Raw genomic sequence first — 19,559 nt, 5'->3', positions numbered from 1 at the left:
TAAAGACCACAACCTCTGGCATTTGCTTCTCCTTCAGATTCAAACGCCTTACTTTCTGTATTTAGATGGTAGAATTTGACTACTTCAGACTAAATTCCTTATTTTTGATTAACAGATAACCAATGGCAAACACATCGAATTTTCTCGCTAAAAATAAAAGCGTAATCTTATATGGGGTTTTCCTGGCTGCACTACTGTTTTTACTGAAATGGCTTGAACTTCGTTTCATTATCATCAACCATGCGTTCGAAATTTATGCTGGTTCGATAGCTGTTATTTTTACAGCTTTAGGCATTTGGCTTGCGCTTAAATTAACCAGGCCCAAAACCATACTGATCGAAAAAGAAGTTTTTACCGGGAAGCCTGAAGCATTTATCCTCAACGAAAAAGAACTGACCAAACTCAATATCAGCAAAAGAGAGCTGGAGGTTTTGCAGCTCATGTCTGTAGGTTTAAGCAACCAGGAAATTGCGTTAAAGTTATTTGTTTCCTTAAACACCATAAAAACACACAACGCCAGGCTTTTCGAGAAACTGGAAGTTAAACGCAGAACACAGGCCATAGAAACAGCCAAAAGACTCTGTATTATCCCTTAGTGCACTGACGCATTGGTATTAAAAAGCAATCAATCTGAAAAATCACCCTAAAGTATGAGGGTTAAAAAAAATAATCGAAGCAATTTTGTGGTGTAAACCTCTTAAATTATAAACAGATGAAAAAGAACGTAATTGTATTTGGATTAATCGCCGGCTTAATTGTATCAACCTTGATGGTGCTCTCTATGGCGAGATGTTATAGCGACCCGAATCTTGAACACAGCATGCTTATCGGTTATGCCTCAATGGTATTGGCTTTTTCCTTTATTTTTGTCGGCATCAAAAACTACCGCGATAAATACAACGATGGATTAATCACTTTCGGCAAAGCATTTAAAATCGGGGCATTGATCAGTTTGGTAGCTTCTACCATATATGTTATTGTCTGGTTGATTGATTATTATGTATTTATGCCTGATTTTATGGATAAATATGTTGCCCAGGCACTTAGAGAAGCCAAAGCAGATGGTGCATCGGCAGCTGAGCTGGCAACTAAGACAAAAGAACTGGCTTCCAGTCAGGAAATGTACAAAAACCCAGTCATGGTAGTTCTATTTACTTATATGGAAATACTGCCTGTAGGAATATTGATCTCATTGGTAGCAGCACTCATTCTGAAAAGAAAACCAAGCACTCCGTTAAGTGTAAAAACCGCTTAAGATACCTGTTAATCTGATCTCCTTTTATTAATTTTAAGCCACTAAAAAACAGCTATGTATACGATACCCTTTACCAATATAGATTGGAGCCAGATAGAAAAAGTAGAATACCCTGGCGAAACAGGCACAGCAACATGGCAAACCTTAAACCTGGATGGCTTAAGGATCAGGATTGTAACCTACTCTGCGGGCTACCTTGCCGATCATTGGTGTCAGAAAGGCCATATTGTACATTGTTTGGCAGGTAGCTTTGTAAGTGAAATGGAGGATGGAGCAACATTCGCGCTTAGCGCGGGGATGACGTATGTGGTTTCTGACGATTTAAGTTCACACCGGTCAGTATCACAGGAAAGCGTGAAACTTTTAATCATTGATGGCAGTTTTTTAAAACCAAAAGACACTTAAGGTGATTTATTAATTATCACCCCATTTCGCAGTTATTATAAAAGATAAAATGATGCTGGTTAAATCACTTTTGGGTGAATTTCTTCATGAAGCAGAAAACACCCGCAAACTTTTAAATGCAATACCAAACAGTGCTTTGGATTTTATACCCTCAGCACACTCCTGGACTACGGCCCAGTTGGCATCGCACATTGCTGAAATCTACGATTGGTATCCAGGAACTTTTCACGGCAACGAATTTAACATGGATACCTATAAGCGTGACGAGGTAGATATCAGCGATATCGAAAACATTATAGGCAAATTTGAACGGGCCTTTAAAAGGGCCAAAGAAAGTATCGAATCGGCCACAGACAAAAGCATGTTCGAAGACTGGAAAATGACCGCTGGAGGTAAAACGGTTCTCCAGCCCATGCCAAGGATCCAGGTAATACGGGGCTTTTTAATGAACCATATTTATCACCACCGTGGCGAAATGATTGTATACCTGCGTTCAACAGGGAATAAGGTACCAAGTATGTATGGGCCCATTTACGAAGACAGTCTTAGATAAGGTTCACAAATTATTATCTTAATTTTGAACAAAAGATTATAAATGAAGATTTTTGCCGAAACCGAACGTTTAATTTTGCGTGAATTGCTACCTACAGATGCTGAGGGCATGTTTGAAATGGATGGTGATCCTGAAGTGCACCTTTACCTGGGCAATAATCCTGTAAAATCAATCGAACAAAGTATCGCAGAAATAGAATTTATCAGAAAACAATATATCGAAAACGGTATTGGCAGATGGGCTGTTATCGAAAAAGCAACAGGCAATTTTGTAGGTTGGTCGGGCTTAAAACTAATTAAAGAATCTACCAATAACCATATTAATTATTATGATCTGGGGTATCGGTTCAGTAAACGGTTTTGGGGCAAGGGCTATGCTACAGAAGCTGCAGTGGCGACACGAGACTATGGTTTTAATGAACTAAATCTGCATGAAATTATTGGCATAGCAGATATCGATAACCTGGGATCTATCCATGTTCTGGAAAAAGCGGGTTTAAAACGGATCTCTATTTTCGATTACCATGACATAAAACATCACTGGATGAAGATTGAAAAACCAATTTAGCGCTTTCAAAAAGCAATTTTGTCTTTTTATGGTTTAGTTTTTGATGTTAAAAAGGAAAATCATTTAAACCTTACATTATGAAACACCTAATCTTCTGTGGAATGCTGCTCTTATTATTGAGTTCTTGTAAAGAAAAATTAGATCCAGCGAGCTTTAACAATACCAAGTGGGAGTTAACAGCGCTGCCAGGTTTAACTTTACCTACAACAGCAAAAGCAACGCTAAACTTTGCCGACAGCCTTAAAATCAGTGGAAAATCATTTTGTAACAATTACGGTGGCCAGGGAGAAATTGCAGATAATAAAATAACCGTTAAAAATGTTTTTGGCACAAAAATGTTCTGTCAGGAAACTGATGCAGCCGAACGTGCTTACTTACATGCCCTTAATCAGGTTAATGGTGCTAAAATAACTGATAATAAGTTACATTTGCTGGATGGCGATAAAACCTTGCTGGTTTTCACCAAAACAAACTAGAATCTTTACATGCATAAAAAAGGCTGAATAAAGTATTTTTACTATTTTCGGCCTTTTGAGTTTAACGCAGGAGTGATGCCATCGATAACAGAAGATCTGAAGTTTTTTTTCTCAACCATAAGAAAAGCATTTAATTTATTTCAACAGAATGATCCCTTACGCCTGGCCGGTGCTACTGCTTTTTTCACCAATTTCGCCTTACCCCCGATATTAATTATCCTCATCAGGCTGTTTGGTATGTTTACCGATAGGCGCTTATTGGCTACACATCTTTTCGAACGGCTGGCCAGTATTCTCGACAATGAGAGTATTTTACAGATCAGAACAACCCTAAGAAATATCCGTGGTATCGATCAGGCCTGGTATGTTACTTTGGTCAGTTTTATATTTTTCCTTTTTGTAGCTACCACCCTATTCAATGTGATTAAAAACTCTTTAGAGCAGATTTGGAATATAGGCCAAAAAGATAAAAAAGGGATTGTTAATACCCTTAAATCGAGGGCTATATCCGTTACGATTATCTTATTTGCCGGCATATTATTTTTTATAGGCTTGCTGGCCGATAGTGTGCAGGCTTATATTGGCGCCTATCTAAAAAACGGTTCTCCTTCTTTCGGATTGGTCTTAACTTCGATCATCAACCAATTGGTTTTTGTAATCATCGTAACCACCTGGTTTACCATACTTTTCAGGTATTTAACCAATGGTCGTCCTACATGGCGGGCAGCAATTTCTGGAGGTCTGTTAACCGGATGCCTTTTTACAGCAGGAAAGTATATTTTAAGGATTTTATTGCCATTGAGTAACATCAGCAACATTTATGGATCAGCAGGTTCGATTATTGTAATTATGCTTTTCGTATTCTACTCTTCGTTGATATTTTATTTTGGCGCATCTTTTATTAAAGCGTTAAGTGTCGGTCGGGCTACTCCGATTGTACCAAAAAACGGATCGTTTGCTTATGAGTTAACAGAAATTGAACCAGAAAAAGAGGATTAATAAGAAAGGGAGATAAAATTAATTTTATCTCCCTTTCTTATATTAGCTAGGTTCACTTAACTAGTATCGTCATGCTGAACTTGTTTCAGCCATCTATCACACTAAAAAAGACCCTGAAATAAATTCATGGTGACGATTCGCAAGGAGCTGTTACAAAATCCTATAACCTAAGCCAACTGTAAATAAGTTTAACTTAGTACCAGGATAACCTGCTTTATTGATTTTTGATAAGCCAAGTTCGTAACGTGCATCGAAGCTTAATTTTTTAAGGTCTAAGCCCGCTCCAAACTGCCATGCCAAGGCCTGATTTTTAAAGTCGGCTCTGAAAACGCTTCCTGCAGCCTGACCAAAACTCTGATTTTCATCTAATATTAACGAAAACATCGGTCCGGTGTTTAAACGGAGGCCAATACCAGCAGCACCAAACTTAGTACCTACCAATAATGGCACATCTAAACTTGTAAAACGCACTTTATTTACTTCTCCCGTTGACTCACTTACTAAATCTGCTTTTTTGCCCGACACATAAAGCTCTGGCTGGAAGTAAACGCCTGCAGCACCTACCCTGGCCCAAAGGCCACCATAAAAACCTGCGCGGTTGTTACTGTTAAAAGTGTTTTCACTATCAAATTTCGAAAAATTTGCACCAGCTTTAATGCCCAGCTGGAAAGATGGCAATACCTGTGCGCTGGCAAATAAGCCAACAAGCAAAAAGGCAACGGTTAAAGATAAAAATTTCATATGCGATTAATTTTAGCTGGTGGCGTTGTTAATGGCTTCCTGTTCTTTTAAAGCATCAACATTGTTTTTATCACCAAAGTTTTGTGTTTTACCTGCAAAGTAATCTAAAATTCCTGAGATAGTATCTAAGTTATCAGCTAAATTTTGATGAATATCCGGTAAATCTTTTTCCAGGCGATTATCGCCCAATTCGATATTATCTACTTCAATTTTACCAATTTTCTGAATAAGTGCCTGCTGAGAGTTTTGTAAGTCTTCTAATTCACGCACAATCTTTTCCATTAATTCAAACTTCTTTAAAGTGTTCATAGGTTCTTATTTTTAGTTAACTATTCCTTATAAACCCCTTAGCGCTGGTTTTGTTTTATTTCGCCAATCTTTTAACAAAACAGATTTGGAAATATCGAAAACAACTAATAAATTAGTTTAAAATTATCTGTCATGAAACCATCATGATTTTTCAAATTGTTAAAATGTAGCAGATAAATCATGATAGCTTCATTGCCACTAAAAAAACAATTTTATACAAATGAAAAAGCTCCTTACATTATTGGCCTTAGTTGGTTTAAGTTTAGCTGGTTATGCGCAAAATACAAGCGCTGTCGATAAGGAGAAACTTTTCGATTTCTATCAGACCCAGCGTTATGCCGATGCTGCTCAATACCTCAAAGGCATTTATGGAGAAGAAGTAAACGATTTTAAAACCCTCAGCCAGATCGGCTATTGCTTCTTAATGGCAGGCAACAATGTTGAAGCAGAAAAATTTTATAGCAAAGCTTATACGCTGCAGCCACAAAACCTGCCTATTCTTTTCAGTCTTGGCAGTATCAATAACAAAAGGGGAAATACTGAAAAAGCCAAGCTGTACTATGGCGAAATTGTAAAAATAGATAGCAATAATTTTAATGTGCACAAACTGCTGGCTAATTTGTATAGTTCTCCAAAGGACGATTCACTTAAACTCATCTACCTCTTGAAGGCTAATCTGATCAATCCGTTAGAGGGTGATGTTGCTACCGATCTGGCTGAGGTGCATGCTGCTTATCAGCAATATGAAAAAGCTTATGATGTACTTAATATTGCCATTAAGGGCGATAGTGATAACCTGGTGCTGCAAAGGGCTAAACTTCCTATTGCCAACCAGCTTAAAAAGTACAGCGAAGTAATTGCATCGGGAGAGAAACTGTTGAAAGATGGTGCTGATGCGGGGGTGATAAAAGATGTTGCAAAAGCTTATTACTATACAAAGAAGTACCAAAAGGCAATTGATCTTTTTAAACAATTGGAGGTGGCAGCGATGGAAAATGAAGCTACCTTGTATTATACTTCACTCAGTTACCGCGCTTTAAAAAATTATTCGCAGGCGGCTATATATACCAGAAAAACCATCGATGAGGCCATTTCGCCCAATACTTCCAGTTATTATTCTTTATTGGGACTGGTTTATGAAGAAAGTAATCAACTGGCTTTGGCAAGCGCAGCCTATAAAAAAGGTTTGCAATTTAAAGCAACAGCAACTTTATATTATCGTTTGGCGGTATTTTACGATACCCGTTTAAAGCAGGAAAAAAATGCGCTTAAATATTATAACCTCTATTTAAAAAGCAAGCCCAGCTTAACCGATGACAAAGAAGAAATTAAATTTTCAAAGGATAGAATTGCGCAGCTAAACCTTACTGATTAAACCAGATCCTCGAAAACAGGTTTTACATTGTCCCAAAATTCATCTAAGGCAATTATTCTGGGTTTAAAAAAGGAGATTAACGTAGGCCAGTGCTGTTGATTAAAAATGCTCACTCCGGTAATGCTTATCGAAATCTGTGATACCGTTTTACCGAAATCATCGGTTGCATCTTTAATCCAGTCCCATTCTTCATTTACGGTATTAGCAAACATGAGCTTAAACTCTTCAAATTGTTCAAAAATGAGATGCCTGATATCGGTATCGGGATGCGACAGCTGAATGCTGATAAAGGCTTTTTTACCATCAACATCCATTTTAAAGAAGATATTCTTCACACCCGTTTTGTAATTTGTCCAGTTTACGGTAGAACCGCTTGCTGAAGGGACGGGTTTCATATATTGCCCGAAACTGATCCAAAACTGTTGGCGCAGGCGAGCTGCTTCTTCTTTACTGTACATTTATTTTTTACTGCATCTGATAGAGACTTTATCATATTTCGACTAAACCGTCATTCCCGCGCAGGCGGGAATCTTAAAGCTAATTGCATTAAGATTCCCAATCAAGTTGGGAATGACGACCCGTTGAAAATTTATAATAGTGATATAATCTCTTTTAACGAAGCTGCAATTATAAGCGATTAATATTTATATTCAAAATGGTAGCTACCTGAGCCTATTTCTTCTTTTTTATCGGTTTTCGGCAATACTACCGTTGCGGTTGCATTGGCAGGAACAGTTACATCGAGCTTAAAAACACCATCTGCAATCGTCCACGATGATTTAACAGTGCCGTACACCGTCTCCAGCTCTGCCGACGCGCTGGTTAATTTCCCTCCTGGTCTTGGTGCAATTAAAATGGTTTTGTAACCTGGTTGTGCTGATACCGGATTAATGCCAGCGATATTTTTATACATCCAATCGCCAATGGCTCCATAAGCATAATGATTAAAAGAATTCATATCTGCCGTTTGGAAAGATCCATCCTGTTTAATACCGTCCCAACGCTCCCAAATGGTGGTTGCCCCCATTTTAACCGGATATAACCACGAAGGGTAACTCTCCTGTAGCAACAGGTCGTAAGCTACATCCTCGTGCCCAAAGCGGCTCAATACATGACAAAGGTAAGGAGTGCCCAAAAAACCTGTAGTCAGGTGGTTTCCGTAATCTTTTACATTGTCTACCAATCTTTGTGCAGCCTGTGCACGTAAGTTTTCAGGCAACATATCAAACTGTAAGGCCAATACATACGCAGTTTGGGTGTTAGAGATCAGCTTTCCATTCGGCGTCATATTTTCTTTGATATAAGCCGCTTTAATCTGCTCCAATAGTGCAGTATATTTGGTTACATCATCTGTTTTGCCCAATACCTTTGCTGCATTTATAAGCAACTGTGTAGAATGCGCATAAAATGTTTGGGCAATCATGTACTTGTCCGTCACCGCTGCGCGGCCATCATTATCATCATTAGGACGATAAAACAACCAATCGCCAAAGTGAAAACCGGTGTTCCAAAGGTTATTTTTAGCCACTGAAGAAATATAATCAACCCACTTTTTCATACTTCCATACTGCGCTTCCAGTATGCCTTTATCTCCATACGAAACATACATATCCCAAGGGATAATAGTGGCAACATCGGCCCAACCTGCAGAACCTGCGTCATTTTGGTTCAGCACATTTGGCACTACAAAAGGAACACTGCCATTAGGAAGCTGATCTGCAGAAACATCTTTTAGCCATTTGGTAAAAAAGCCCGATATATCCATGTTATATGCAGCCGTTGTGGCAAATGCCTGTGCATCGCCTGTCCAGCCCAAACGTTCATCTCTTTGCGGACAATCTGTCGGCAYATCAACAAAATTTCCTTTCTGTCCCCATGAAATGTTATGTTGCAATTGGTTTAGCAAAGGATTTGAAGTCGTGAATTTTCCGCTGGTTTTCATATCCGAATAAACAGCTACAGCGGTAAGGTTTTCCAGTTTCAGTTCGCCGGGGTATCCATCTATTTTGACGTACCTAAACCCCTGAAAAGAAAAATGAGGTTCAAATACCTGTTCGGTTCCGCCTTTTAAAATATAATTGTTCTGTTGCTTTGCCGACCGGAGATTAGTGGTATAAAAATTTCCTTCTTTGGTTAATACCTCAGCATGGCTAATGGTAATTTTGGTACCTGCCGCACCTTTGGCTTTTAACATTACCCAGCCCACTAAGTTCTGTCCAAAATCAACCACGGTTTCACCTTTTGGGGTTTTAAATATTTTTAAGGCTTTAAACGTTTCATGTTTGGTCACCTGCGGTCCGCTCATCCCAACCAGCTTTTCCGGGCCCTTGGCGAGTTCCTGCACAGGTTTCCAGTAAGTGTTTTCTTTAAAACCAATATTATTCCAGCCTTGGAGCTCTAAACGGGCATCGTAGGTTTCTCCGTCATAAATATTGGAAGCAAGTATTGGCCCATAACCTGTTCTCCAACTGTTATCGCTTATAATGGTTTCTGTGGTTCCATCAGCATATTCCAATTCCAGTTGCAGCAATAAAGCCCTGGTATCGCCATAAAATTGTTTTTGATTATTAAACCCGATACGTCCCTTGTACCAGCCATCGCCTAGTGAAACGCCAATTACATTGGCCCCTTTCTTTAGCGATTGCTTAACATCGTAAACCTGGTATTGAATATGATCTTTATAACTTGTCCACCCTGGTGCAAAATAAGTATCGCTAACCCGCCCGCCGTTAATATTGGCCTCATACAAACCCTTGGCAGTAATGTAAGCCATTGCAGATTTTACCTCTTTTTTCAGGTTAAATTCTTTTCTGAATAGTGGACTGGCCAGAGAAGTATCTTCTCCTGCTACTGCGATCCACTTTGCGCTCCAGTCTTCAGGTTTTAAACCTGTTTGAAAGAACTGAACCGGCGACCATGCAGATGTATTTCCGTGGTTATCTTTTACCCTAACCTGCCAGTAATATTTGGTTTTTGACGATAACCCAGGGCCATCATAGGCAATCAATACCGATTGATCATCTTTTACCGCAGCTTTCCACAAAACTTTATCAATATTTGCTGTTGTACCCAGTCTGATTTCGTAATTGCGCTGTTTGGTATTTTTTAAATCCGAAATGATTTTCCAGCTAAATCTGGGTTTTGGATTATCAATACTAAAAGGATTTACTAAATGCTCAACGGTGAAATCTTTTACCGAGATTTTCTGTGCTAAAACATTCGTTGTAAATAAAAGCAATAAGGCAAGGGCAGTTATTGTGCCTGAGGTACGGGAATTCCTGTTCATATTGGTTAGCGTTAATTTTTTAATCTTAACTGTACGATAATCAGAAATATTATTTAACCAACCATCCTGTACTGTTATGAAAAATTAAGCGTTAGCACAACGACAATAATTTAATAAAGCACCACTTATCAACACTAAAAACAACAAGCGAGCAGCAAAAATACGGATTATCGATTCATTAACCGGGCAACGTATTTGCCAATAATATCGAATTCTAAATTTACGGTATCGCCAACTTGAACTTCCTGTAAATTGGTATGTTCGAAGGTATAGGGGATGATAAATACCGAAAACTCGTCTGGCTCAGAATTTACAACAGTTAAGCTGATACCGTTTACACAGGCAGAACCTTTTTCTACGGTTACATTTCCGGCCGAAGCATCATATTTAAAGCGGTACTCCCAGCTACCGTCCAGTGCTTCACGTTTCACGCAAACAGCAGTCTGGTCTACATGGCCCTGCACAATATGACCATCTAAACGGGCATTCATCTGCATGCAGCGCTCAAGGTTAACTTTACTGCCTACTTTTAAACCATCGAGATTGGTTTTGTTTAGCGTTTCATCTATAGCGGTAACGGTATGTGTCCCATCATTTAAGGCTACCACTGTCAGGCACACCCCATTATGGGCTACACTTTGATCGATTTTCAGCTCATGGCTAATTGCAGAAGCTATGGTAAAGTGAATATTGGTATGGTCGTTTTTAATGGCAGTAACTTCGCCGAGTGTTTCTATAATTCCTGTGAACATTTTTTTATTTATTAAAATATCAGGTTAAAACTTAACCTATTTTTCGCTTTATGCTTTTCCGCCCAACTAAGCCATAGCACCATATCCTCGTTCTACTTAAATCCGGCCTAACAAATTTTTCGGACTGCACTGCCCAAGCCAACCTACTCGCTTCGAAAGAAAAATTTTCAGCCGGTGTTTTTTGTTTTTTCATGAGCTTTATGTTTTCATCGGCATTCAAGCTAGCTACGCTGGTCTTTTTGACATCAAAAAGAAAGAGCCCATCGGCGGCGGCGAGCCGAAGCCAGACTGTGCCCATGGGGAAAAAACAATTAACTATTAAACGATGAATTAAAACTCGAAATGACGATTATCGCAATAACGGATTTTATTATTTATTAGCAAGAAAGATACTGAAACAAGTTCAGCATGACGATCTCATTAAAAGTATATTAATACTTCAATCTATTTTTTCTCCAATCGGAGCTATTTTTAACTGCTGCACCACTCAACTTCACCTCTTTTTTATCAAACAGTTTTGCAGCAATTACCGCAGCAATTAAGGCTTCTGTTTCATCCTGTACCTTTAAGCTTTCTGGCTTAAAGTATTTACCTACAAAATGCGTATCGAAATTACCCGTTTTAAAAGCCTCGTGCTGCATCACAAATTTACCAAAACCCAAAGTAGTTTCTATCCCTGTAATATCATATTCTTCAATTGCTCTCACCATTCGTTCAATCGCTTCTTCCCTATCTTTCCCAAAAGTGATCAGTTTGGCAATCATCGGATCATAATAAATCGGGATTTCCATGCCCTGCTCAAAGCCATCATCAACCCTTACCCCATTGCCTTTAGGTGTACTGTAAGTCTGCAAGGTGCCAATATCAGGCAGGAAATTATTGGCCGGGTCTTCGGCATAAACGCGAAGTTCTATAGCATGCCCGCTGATTTTTAAGTCCTCTTGTTTAAAACTAAGTCTTTCGCCTGAGGCTATTTTTAGCTGTTCTTTTACCAGATCTATACCTGTAATTAATTCGGTTACAGGATGTTCTACCTGCAATCGGGTATTCATTTCCAGGAAAAAGAAATCGAGGTTCTCATCCAAAATAAACTCAACGGTACCTGCGCCGGTATAATTTACCGAACGGGCCACATCTACCGCACACTTACCCATTTGCTTCCTGATTTCTTCAGTTAAAACCGACGAGGGTGCTTCTTCTACTACTTTTTGGTGACGACGCTGTACAGAGCATTCCCGTTCAAAAAGATGAACAATATTGCCATGGGTATCACCCAAAACCTGTATTTCGATGTGCCTTGGCGAGGTAACATAACGTTCGATAAAAACAGCCCCGTCGCCAAAAGCTGAGGTAGCTTCACTTACCGCAAGCTGCATCTGTTCTTCAAAATCTTCAGCCCGCTCTACAATACGCATACCCTTGCCCCCGCCACCTGCAGCAGCTTTGATCAATATGGGGAAACCAACTTCGATGGCGCGTTGTTTTGCCTCATTTACATCCTGTATAGCTTCTTCCGTTCCCGGCACCATCGGGATATTATATTTTAAAGCCGCTGCCTTTGCAGATAATTTGTTACCCATGGTTTCCATGGCCTGCGGTGAAGGACCAACCAGAATAAGTCCGGCATCGGCAACTTTTTGCGCGAAACCGGCATTTTCAGACAAGAAACCATAGCCTGGGTGAATGGCCTCTGCACCAGTTAATTTACAGGCTTCGATAATCTTCTCGCCCACCAGGTAACTTTGATTAGATGGAGCTGGCCCAATACAAACCGCTTCATCGGCATAACGTACATGCAGCGCATTACGGTCTGCTTCAGAAAAAACAGCTACTGTTTTGATGCCCATTTCCTTCGCAGAACGCATAATACGCAAAGCGATTTCGCCACGGTTCGCGATAAGCAGTTTGGAGATTGGGATTAAGGGTTTGGAGTTGTTAGACATATTATTTTATTTCCACCACTTTTCAGATTCTTTTCTATTGGCAATTTTGTATGAGTCAGAATTATTGCTACCACCATAAGCTAATCTATAAGTTTCCCAACCACTCTTAAGATATTTATCATTTACGCTAAATTCACCTGCACCTATATCAAGATCGCCACAGCTTGGGATTCTGAAATCCCCCCAGTTACATTTTTTAGCAACTTTAGTTTTATAACTCGTCCAGATTCCTTCAAATGTATTATTTGAAAAACCATCTGCAACAAAATTTACAGAATCATAAAACATATTTCCTTTTATATCTAAAACAAAATTTGTTTTCATTTTCCCCTTTATCGTGCCTGAAGAAATTATATTCTGATCTTCAAAAAACACAATATCAACAATAATACTGCCTCGTTTAAATTTAGGATTATCGCTTTCTTTTCCGAACTGTGCACTGGTAATCTTAATTTTTCCCTGAAAGGCACATAAATTATTTTTTACCTTGGTTTTTCCATAAGCAAAGTATTCATTTGGATTTTCCATATCCTTTACAACAGAAACCAAATGAATATAAAATCTCTGGTAATTATCTCCAATAAAGCCGATAGGTTCTGGAGTTTTAATTTTTTTATTTTCATTTTCATTTTCTACATATAGGTCGGCAATGCTATCCCTGACCCATATTTTCGAAAAATCATATTTTGCACTTTGATCTAAAAAATTTGTTTGAATAACTTCTTGAGCCTTAATCTTCGCTGAAAATGCAACCAACAAAAATATCCCTAAAAACTTTATTGTTTTCATATATTGTTTTTGATATTTGATTATAGAGGTAAAATATGAGTTTCCCCTTAAAGGTGCAAAATTATTTCAATAGCTTGATCGATCATTACAGGAGTAAGGTCTAAATGGGTAACCAACCTTATGGTACTGGCACTGGTGGTATTGCAATGCAGTCCTTTTTCTTTCAATTGGTGTACAATTTTCTCTGCCGATCCTTTTTCTACTTCAAAAATAACAATATTGGTCTCAACTGGCATTACCGATTTTACATATTTTGCCCTGGCCAGTGCATTTGCCAGAGCCTGCGCATGGGCATGATCGTCTTTTAAGCGTGTTACGTGATGATCGAGCGCATAAATGCCAGCAGCAGCCAAAAAACCTGCCTGACGCATGCCTCCACCGAAAGCTTTTCTAATTTTTCGGGCTTTATGAATCATTTGCTTGCTGCCCAATAGCACAGAGCCAACTGGTGCACCAAGTCCTTTGGATAGGCAGACCGAAATCCCATCAAAATATTTGCCATACTCGCCCGCCTCATCCCCTGTTGCCACAAGTGCATTAAAAATACGCGCACCATCTAAATGCAGTTTCAATCCTTTTATATTACAGAGGTGATGGATCGGGGCAATCTGTGATAAGGTATAACAGCTTCCGCCACCTTTATTTACTGTATTTTCTAAAACAACCAAACTTGAGTTGGGGTAGTGGATGTTATCTTCATTGATTTCGGGTTCAATCAGCTCTGGAGTCAGAATTCCGCGTTCGCCATGCAACAACCTTACCGATGCGCCAGAGTGATAGGCAATGCCTCCAATTTCGTAGCGGTAAACATGTGCGGTCTGATCGCAGATCACCTCGTCCATGGGCTGGGTAAAACACTTGATCGCAATCTGGTTGGTCATCGTTCCTGACGGGCAAAATAATCCGGCTTCCATATTAAAGGTCGAAGCCAGTTTTGTCTCCAACGCATGCACCGTTTCGTCCTCACCAAAAACGTCGTCGCCCACTTTTGCATTCATCATGGCATCTAACATTCCGGCAGAAGGTTTGGTTACCGTATCACTCCTGAAATCTAAAAATCTGTTGTTCATTTCGCTATCTGGTTGTAAAATATTGTTGAGGTTAAAAAAAAAGACCAATGCCCTTTCTGGTATAATTTTAAGGTTTTTCGGCGATTAAACGCCCTATATAGTGTATTTTTTACACACTTAATTTTCGACAACAACAAATTGTTAAAAAATTATTAAAAAAAAGGATACAAAATATAAGACTTTTTATACTTTTATCGTGCTAAAACCAAAAATAAATAAAATGATAGTAATTGCAGACGGCGGATCTACCAAAACAAATTGGTGTTTGATTAACGAGGCCGGCAGAAAAATTTACTTTAACACCGAAGGTTACAATCCATATTTTTCAAAAGGAGAGTACATTGTAAAGTCTTTGAATGAGTCTCTTCCAGACCACTTGGAAAGAGAGAAATTAACAGCAGTTTATTACTACGGTGCCGGCTGTTCTACACCTGCAAATGTTAAGATTGTGGCCGATGCCATGCAACAGATCTTCACCAATGCAACCATTTTTGTAGGCCATGATTTACTTGCTTCATCTAGAGCACTCCTTGGAAACGAGCCAGGATTTGCTGCTATTTTAGGCACAGGTACAAATTCATGCCTTTATGATGGATCTGAAATTACCATGAACATCGATTCATTGGGGTATTTCCTGGGTGATGAAGGTAGCGGTTCGTACATCGGTAAACGCATTTTAAGCGATTACATGAAAGGTTACATGCCGAAAGGGCTACGTGAAGCTTTTTACGACAACTACGCATTAACCAACGAAGATATTTTCGATAATATTTATAATAAGCCCCTGCCAAACCGTTTCTGCGCAAGCTTTAGTAAATTCTTATACGATTTTAAAGATAACTACGAAGATTATGCTTTTGCTACCATTGATTATGCTTTTACTGCGTTTTTCGAAGCATTGGTAATCCACTACCCTAACTACAAAGACCACAAATTAAACTGTGTGGGTTCTGTAGGTTATAGTTTCCGTGATATTTTAAGTATAGTAGCCGACCGTTACGAAATGGGCGTGGGCAAGATTATCCGCTCACCTATAGATGATCTGGTACATTATCACCTGGAGTTAGCGCCGAAGGCTTAGTCCATAATCCTAAGTCTGGAGTTCTTAGTCCGGAGTCGGATTACAACCATATAAAAATCCCCGATTTGAAATTCAAATCGGGGATTTTTATATCTATCTAAAAGTATCTTTCCTGCTCTTCATCTTGTGTCTCACGTCTCAGATCTAATGTCTCACATCTAAAAAGAGATCTCCTTACCAAAAAGCTTCGCATATTTACGCTTATCAAAACGGTACAAAGTAGCCGCGCGATAAGAAACACCTTTTTGTTTTTCATCAAGCTCTTTTAGTACACCAAAACTCACAATCTTTTTTCTAAAGTTCCTTTTATCGAGTTTTTTGCCCAAAACCAGTTCATAAACATGCTGCAACTGCGTTAAAGTAAATTTCTCTGGCAAGAGTTCGAAAGCAATTGGCTGGTGTTTAATCCGGCGTTTTATTTTTTCTAATCCTTTATCGTAAATTTTCTGGTGATCGAAAGCCAGTTTAGGTAGATCGGTAATCGGCAGCCAATTGGCCCGTTTGGCATAAGTACTGATCGGGCGTAGCTCTTTATCTCCGCCCAAACGGATCAAAGCATAATAAGCCAAAGTAATTACCCTTCCTTGCGGGTGCCTGTGCGGATCGCCAAAAGCATAATACTGCTCCATATAAATACCGCGCAAACCGGTAAGTTCGTACAAAATGCGGGAGGCTGATTGATCTAAACTCTCATCAGGACCAACAATGTTACCGGGCAGTGCCCACCAATCTTTAAACGGTTCTTCATTCCTTTCGATCAGTAGGATTTTTAATTCCTTACCATCAAATCCAAACAAAACGCAATCTATCGAGAATACAGAATCTAAATGAGGTAAAATTTGTTCCAAAGTAAAATTTAGTTATTTTAAGCAGATAAAGGTATGACTTTCAATATTAAGTAAAAAAAATAAAATAAATTACTTAGTGTAAAAAATACACACTATATTCGTATTATAAAGATGGAGCCAAATATAAAAAATATAGCCGTATTAACTTCTGGAGGCGATGCCCCTGGAATGAATGCTGCAATCAGAGCTGTTGTACGTACCGGAATTTACCATGGCATTAACATGTTTGGTGTAATGCAAGGTTACCAGGGTTTAATTACCGACAACATAAAACCAATGGACGCCCGTTCTGTAAGTAATATTTTACACTTGGGCGGTACCATATTAAAAACTGCACGCTGTTTAGAGTTTAAAACAGACGAAGGTCAACAGATTGCTTACAATAACTTAAAGAAGAACGGTATTGATGGACTAGTGGTAATCGGTGGCGACGGAACCTTCACCGGAGCGAAACGTTTTTCGGAAACTTTTGGAGTTAAGGTAATCGGTATACCAGGTACAATTGATAACGACTTAGTTGGATCTGATTTTACCCTGGGTTACGATACTGCTATTAATACAGTAATCGAAGCGATTGATAAAATCAGGGATACTGCCGATGCGCATGACCGTTTGTTCTTTATAGAAGTAATGGGCCGCGATTCGGGATGTATTGCATTAAGAAGTTCGATTGCCAGTGGTGCAGAAGCTGTTTTGTTACCTGAAAGAGAAACCAGCGTTAACGAATTGATTAATAAACTGGCCTTAGGCGCAGCTACAAAAAAATCATCGAGTATTGTTATCGTGGCTGAAGGTCATAAACAGGGTGGCGCTTACGATATTGCTAAGAAGGTAAAAGAAACTTTTGATCATTACGATACCAAAGTAACCATACTTGGCCACCTTCAACGTGGTGGCAGCCCAAGCAGTTTCGACAGAATTTTGGGCAGTCGTTTAGGTTTTGCCGCGGTAAATGCGTTAATTGCAGGCGAAACGGAGCAAATGGTAGGCTTAAAGGGAAATGAAATAAAATTAACCAGCATAAGAGAGGCTTTAACCGCTCATTCTTTTAAACTCGAGCCCGATTTAATGGAAATGACAGAGGTACTTTCAATATAATATGATAGCAGTTGTTTATAGCGGATCGAAAACAGCATTTTGGAAAATAACACAAAATGGACAGGTAGTGGCACATTGCAATACTACTGGCTTAAACCCTTGCTTTGTTGATCCAAAAACAATCTTACAGATTTTAAACAAAAAAGTTGCTTTGGTTAATAATGCAGAAAACATAAAGAAAATTTATTTCTTTGCAGCCGGAGCATCATCAGCAGACAGAAAAGAGGAATTGGCCAAAACCCTTGCATCATTTTTCAAATACAGCAAAATTGTAGTAGAAAATGATTTATTCGGTGCCGCCAAAGCCGCCTGTTATGATCAGCCAGGGATCGTTGGYATGCTGGGCAGTGGCGCACATTGTGCTTACTTTGATGGAAAAAAGCCAATAAACAATAACTTTGGACTGGGTTATATCTTAGGCGACGAGGGTTCTTCAAATTACTTTGGAAAAATACTCCTAAGGGAATTTCTGAGCCTTAAAATGCCTAAAGACATTGAAACCAAATTCACATTAACCTACAATCTAGACCGCCCGCAAATATTAGAACGTATTTACAATAAGCCACAGGCAAATATATTTTTAACTTCATTTTTCGATTTCTTTACCCAAAACAGTAAACACGAATATATCCGTAAGCTGATTGATGGAGGATTTGAAAAATATATCGAAACTTATGTTTTGCCTATGGCAGAAAAATACAACGACCGGGAGATACATATTGTAGGTAAGGTAGGTGCCGAGCTCGAAGACCGGTTAAGGTTGGTAGCGGGCAGATACGACATAAAAATTAAAAGCATTATTAAAGAACCAATACAAAATTTATTAAAACATTACATTAATTAACAGAACAATGAGCAAAATTGGAATAAACGGCTTTGGCCGTATTGGCCGACTGGTTTTCAGAGCCGCATTAAAAAGAGGATTAGATATTGTAGCGATTAACGATTTGATCGAGCCAGATTATATGGCATACATGTTAAAATATGATACTACACATGGCAAATTTGATGGCACTATTGAAGTTGTTGATGGTAATTTAGTGGTTAATGGTAAAACAATCCGCGTAACCGCAGAAAGAAATCCAGCTGATTTAAAATGGGATGCTGTAGGTGTTGAAGTAGTGATCGAATCTACAGGTTTATTCTTAACCCGTGCCGATGCTGAGAAACACATCGCTGCCGGTGCTAAAAAAGTAGTTTTCTCTGCTCCTGCTAAAGATGGCGATATCCCTACTTATGTAATGGGCGTAAACCACCATAAATTAACTGCAGATCAAACTATTGTTTCTAATGCATCTTGTACTACAAACTGTTTAGCGCCAATTGCTAAAGTTTTAAACGATAACTTTGGTATTGTTGAAGGTTTAATGAGCACAATCCATGCTGTAACTGCAACTCAAAAAACAGTTGATGGTCCTTCTGCTAAAGACTGGAGAGGTGGCCGTGGCGGTTTCTCTAACATTATCCCTTCTTCTACTGGTGCTGCTAAAGCAGTAGGTATGGTTTTACCTGAATTAAAAGGTAAATTAACTGGTATGTCTTTCCGTGTTCCTGTGGCTGACGTTTCTGTTGTAGATTTAACTGCACGTTTAGAAAAACCAGCTACTTATGAGCAAATTAAAGCAGCTATGAAAGCAGCTTCTGAAGGCGAATTAAAAGGTGTATTGGCTTATACTGAAGACGAAGTTGTTTCTTCTGACTTTATTGGCGATGACCACGCGTCTATTTTTGATGCAAAAGCAGGTATCTCATTAAATGATAATTTCGTTAAAGTGGTATCTTGGTACGATAACGAATGGGGATATTCTTCTGCACTAGCTAAATTTGTAGAATATTACGCAAGTTTGTAACAAAAAAGTGCTTTAAGCGCTTTACAAGGCTATATAAAAGGCAACATTATTCATTTAATGTTGCCTTTTTGTTTTAAACACAATTTTCACCTATAAAATTCAATTTCAAAACCATATCTAAAATTGTTTTTATTCAATATTCACATCAAAAATTCACTTAAT

21 protein-coding genes are annotated in these 19,559 nt (G+C 38.8%); 12 read left to right on the top strand and 9 right to left on the bottom strand.

The genetic code is table 11. The annotated features are described in order from the left end of the window. The first annotated feature begins 122 nt into the window (after positions 1–122). The 7 genes from AC1DNH_RS14375 to AC1DNH_RS14345 all read left to right on the top strand — a co-directional run bounded on the left by AC1DNH_RS14375 (position 123) and on the right by AC1DNH_RS14345 (position 4,255). The gene (locus tag AC1DNH_RS14375) at positions 123–596 is read left to right on the top strand and encodes a response regulator transcription factor (protein ID WP_477583715.1); all 474 of its coding nucleotides are present in this window, start codon (positions 123–125) and stop codon (positions 594–596) included. A gap of 116 nt (positions 597–712) precedes the next feature. Then, the gene (locus AC1DNH_RS14370) at positions 713–1,255 is read left to right on the top strand and encodes a DUF4199 domain-containing protein (protein ID WP_477583717.1); all 543 of its coding nucleotides are present in this window, start codon (positions 713–715) and stop codon (positions 1,253–1,255) included. Positions 1,256–1,309: 54 nt separating this feature from the next. Then, positions 1,310–1,660, top strand: coding sequence for a DHCW motif cupin fold protein (locus AC1DNH_RS14365; protein ID WP_477583719.1), 351 nt, complete (start codon positions 1,310–1,312; stop codon positions 1,658–1,660). A 49-nt stretch (positions 1,661–1,709) separates the two neighbouring features. Continuing rightward, the gene (locus AC1DNH_RS14360) at positions 1,710–2,213 is read left to right on the top strand and encodes a DinB family protein (RefSeq protein WP_477625463.1); all 504 of its coding nucleotides are present in this window, start codon (positions 1,710–1,712) and stop codon (positions 2,211–2,213) included. A 42-nt stretch (positions 2,214–2,255) separates the two neighbouring features. Further along, positions 2,256–2,780: a GNAT family N-acetyltransferase gene (locus AC1DNH_RS14355; RefSeq protein ID WP_477581786.1), complete on the top strand. Its 525-nt coding sequence runs from the start codon at positions 2,256–2,258 to the stop codon at positions 2,778–2,780. A 77-nt stretch (positions 2,781–2,857) separates the two neighbouring features. Beyond that, a complete protein-coding gene (locus tag AC1DNH_RS14350; RefSeq protein ID WP_477581784.1) occupies positions 2,858–3,256 on the top strand; it encodes an META domain-containing protein in 399 nt (132 codons plus the stop codon). Between the two features lie 75 nt (positions 3,257–3,331). Next, a complete protein-coding gene (locus AC1DNH_RS14345; protein WP_029277456.1) occupies positions 3,332–4,255 on the top strand; it encodes a YihY/virulence factor BrkB family protein in 924 nt (307 codons plus the stop codon). Between the two features lie 150 nt (positions 4,256–4,405). Here AC1DNH_RS14345 and AC1DNH_RS14340 read toward each other — a convergent pair whose 3' ends face one another. Both AC1DNH_RS14340 and AC1DNH_RS14335 read right to left on the bottom strand, forming a co-directional pair. Further along, positions 4,406–4,996 (bottom strand): porin family protein, encoded by a 591-nt coding sequence (locus AC1DNH_RS14340; RefSeq protein WP_057932575.1) that lies wholly within the window; start codon positions 4,994–4,996, stop codon positions 4,406–4,408. A gap of 12 nt (positions 4,997–5,008) precedes the next feature. Next, positions 5,009–5,305 (bottom strand): hypothetical protein, encoded by a 297-nt coding sequence (locus AC1DNH_RS14335; RefSeq protein ID WP_029277458.1) that lies wholly within the window; start codon positions 5,303–5,305, stop codon positions 5,009–5,011. A gap of 220 nt (positions 5,306–5,525) precedes the next feature. Between AC1DNH_RS14335 and AC1DNH_RS14330 the strand changes: the two genes are divergently transcribed. Continuing rightward, the gene (locus tag AC1DNH_RS14330; RefSeq protein ID WP_477581781.1) at positions 5,526–6,680 is read left to right on the top strand and encodes a tetratricopeptide repeat protein; all 1,155 of its coding nucleotides are present in this window, start codon (positions 5,526–5,528) and stop codon (positions 6,678–6,680) included. On the opposite strand, the gene AC1DNH_RS14325 is transcribed toward AC1DNH_RS14330, so the two are convergent. The 6 genes from AC1DNH_RS14325 to AC1DNH_RS14300 all read right to left on the bottom strand — a co-directional run bounded on the left by AC1DNH_RS14325 (position 6,677) and on the right by AC1DNH_RS14300 (position 14,520). Next, on the bottom strand, positions 6,677–7,138 hold the full coding sequence (locus AC1DNH_RS14325) for a DUF4268 domain-containing protein (protein WP_477581780.1): 462 nt from the start codon (positions 7,136–7,138) through the stop codon (positions 6,677–6,679). The two genes, AC1DNH_RS14330 and AC1DNH_RS14325, sit on opposite strands and share 4 nt — an antisense overlap. Before the next feature lie 179 nt (positions 7,139–7,317). Next, on the bottom strand, positions 7,318–9,966 hold the full coding sequence (locus AC1DNH_RS14320) for a family 78 glycoside hydrolase catalytic domain (protein WP_477625462.1): 2,649 nt from the start codon (positions 9,964–9,966) through the stop codon (positions 7,318–7,320). Between the two features lie 167 nt (positions 9,967–10,133). Next, entirely contained in the window at positions 10,134–10,718 is a 585-nt protein-coding gene (locus AC1DNH_RS14315) for a riboflavin synthase (protein ID WP_477611357.1), read from the bottom strand. 431 nt (positions 10,719–11,149) lie between these two features. Beyond that, positions 11,150–12,661: an acetyl-CoA carboxylase biotin carboxylase subunit gene (gene accC / locus AC1DNH_RS14310; RefSeq protein ID WP_477584096.1), complete on the bottom strand. Its 1,512-nt coding sequence runs from the start codon at positions 12,659–12,661 to the stop codon at positions 11,150–11,152. A gap of 6 nt (positions 12,662–12,667) precedes the next feature. Further along, on the bottom strand, positions 12,668–13,450 hold the full coding sequence (locus AC1DNH_RS14305; RefSeq protein WP_477584098.1) for a hypothetical protein: 783 nt from the start codon (positions 13,448–13,450) through the stop codon (positions 12,668–12,670). Between the two features lie 47 nt (positions 13,451–13,497). Continuing rightward, positions 13,498–14,520 carry a threonine aldolase family protein gene (locus tag AC1DNH_RS14300; protein ID WP_477584100.1) on the bottom strand — a complete coding sequence of 341 codons (1,023 nt, stop codon included), beginning with the start codon at positions 14,518–14,520 and terminating at the stop codon, positions 13,498–13,500. A gap of 220 nt (positions 14,521–14,740) precedes the next feature. Between AC1DNH_RS14300 and AC1DNH_RS14295 the strand changes: the two genes are divergently transcribed. Further along, positions 14,741–15,601 carry an N-acetylglucosamine kinase gene (locus tag AC1DNH_RS14295; protein WP_029280252.1) on the top strand — a complete coding sequence of 287 codons (861 nt, stop codon included), beginning with the start codon at positions 14,741–14,743 and terminating at the stop codon, positions 15,599–15,601. A gap of 158 nt (positions 15,602–15,759) precedes the next feature. Here AC1DNH_RS14295 and AC1DNH_RS14290 read toward each other — a convergent pair whose 3' ends face one another. After that, complete coding sequence (locus tag AC1DNH_RS14290) at positions 15,760–16,449, bottom strand: NUDIX hydrolase (RefSeq protein ID WP_051692040.1); 690 nt, start codon at positions 16,447–16,449, stop codon at positions 15,760–15,762. 111 nt (positions 16,450–16,560) lie between these two features. Here AC1DNH_RS14290 and pfkA point away from each other — a divergent pair, with 111 nt between their 5' ends. The 3 genes from pfkA to gap are packed head-to-tail and all read left to right on the top strand — an operon-like array spanning position 16,561 to position 19,397. Beyond that, a complete protein-coding gene (gene pfkA, locus AC1DNH_RS14285; protein ID WP_108200905.1) occupies positions 16,561–17,547 on the top strand; it encodes a 6-phosphofructokinase in 987 nt (328 codons plus the stop codon). Between the two features lies 1 nt (position 17,548). Continuing rightward, positions 17,549–18,391 (top strand): hypothetical protein, encoded by an 843-nt coding sequence (locus tag AC1DNH_RS14280; RefSeq protein WP_230145453.1) that lies wholly within the window; start codon positions 17,549–17,551, stop codon positions 18,389–18,391. A gap of 7 nt (positions 18,392–18,398) precedes the next feature. Then, positions 18,399–19,397: a type I glyceraldehyde-3-phosphate dehydrogenase gene (gene gap, locus AC1DNH_RS14275; protein ID WP_029280245.1), complete on the top strand. Its 999-nt coding sequence runs from the start codon at positions 18,399–18,401 to the stop codon at positions 19,395–19,397. Positions 19,398–19,559: the final 162 nt, after the last annotated feature.

Source organism: Pedobacter sp. 01N310 (assembly GCF_056399805.1).
The sequence above is the reverse complement of the archived record's forward strand: the minus strand, read 5'-3'. Positions and strand labels throughout refer to the sequence as shown.

Coding starts and splice junctions, on each gene's coding strand:
- AC1DNH_RS14375 (WP_477583715.1), top strand. CDS start 123: ATGGCAAACACATCGAATTTTCTCGCTAAAAATAAAAGCGTAATCTTA.
- AC1DNH_RS14370 (WP_477583717.1), top strand. CDS start 713: ATGAAAAAGAACGTAATTGTATTTGGATTAATCGCCGGCTTAATTGTA.
- AC1DNH_RS14365 (WP_477583719.1), top strand. CDS start 1,310: ATGTATACGATACCCTTTACCAATATAGATTGGAGCCAGATAGAAAAA.
- AC1DNH_RS14360 (WP_477625463.1), top strand. CDS start 1,710: ATGATGCTGGTTAAATCACTTTTGGGTGAATTTCTTCATGAAGCAGAA.
- AC1DNH_RS14355 (WP_477581786.1), top strand. CDS start 2,256: ATGAAGATTTTTGCCGAAACCGAACGTTTAATTTTGCGTGAATTGCTA.
- AC1DNH_RS14350 (WP_477581784.1), top strand. CDS start 2,858: ATGAAACACCTAATCTTCTGTGGAATGCTGCTCTTATTATTGAGTTCT.
- AC1DNH_RS14345 (WP_029277456.1), top strand. CDS start 3,332: ATGCCATCGATAACAGAAGATCTGAAGTTTTTTTTCTCAACCATAAGA.
- AC1DNH_RS14340 (WP_057932575.1), bottom strand. CDS start 4,996: ATGAAATTTTTATCTTTAACCGTTGCCTTTTTGCTTGTTGGCTTATTT.
- AC1DNH_RS14335 (WP_029277458.1), bottom strand. CDS start 5,305: ATGAACACTTTAAAGAAGTTTGAATTAATGGAAAAGATTGTGCGTGAA.
- AC1DNH_RS14330 (WP_477581781.1), top strand. CDS start 5,526: ATGAAAAAGCTCCTTACATTATTGGCCTTAGTTGGTTTAAGTTTAGCT.
- AC1DNH_RS14325 (WP_477581780.1), bottom strand. CDS start 7,138: ATGTACAGTAAAGAAGAAGCAGCTCGCCTGCGCCAACAGTTTTGGATC.
- AC1DNH_RS14315 (WP_477611357.1), bottom strand. CDS start 10,718: ATGTTCACAGGAATTATAGAAACACTCGGCGAAGTTACTGCCATTAAA.
- accC (WP_477584096.1), bottom strand. CDS start 12,661: ATGTCTAACAACTCCAAACCCTTAATCCCAATCTCCAAACTGCTTATC.
- AC1DNH_RS14305 (WP_477584098.1), bottom strand. CDS start 13,450: ATGAAAACAATAAAGTTTTTAGGGATATTTTTGTTGGTTGCATTTTCA.
- AC1DNH_RS14300 (WP_477584100.1), bottom strand. CDS start 14,520: ATGAACAACAGATTTTTAGATTTCAGGAGTGATACGGTAACCAAACCT.
- AC1DNH_RS14295 (WP_029280252.1), top strand. CDS start 14,741: ATGATAGTAATTGCAGACGGCGGATCTACCAAAACAAATTGGTGTTTG.
- pfkA (WP_108200905.1), top strand. CDS start 16,561: ATGGAGCCAAATATAAAAAATATAGCCGTATTAACTTCTGGAGGCGAT.
- gap (WP_029280245.1), top strand. CDS start 18,399: ATGAGCAAAATTGGAATAAACGGCTTTGGCCGTATTGGCCGACTGGTT.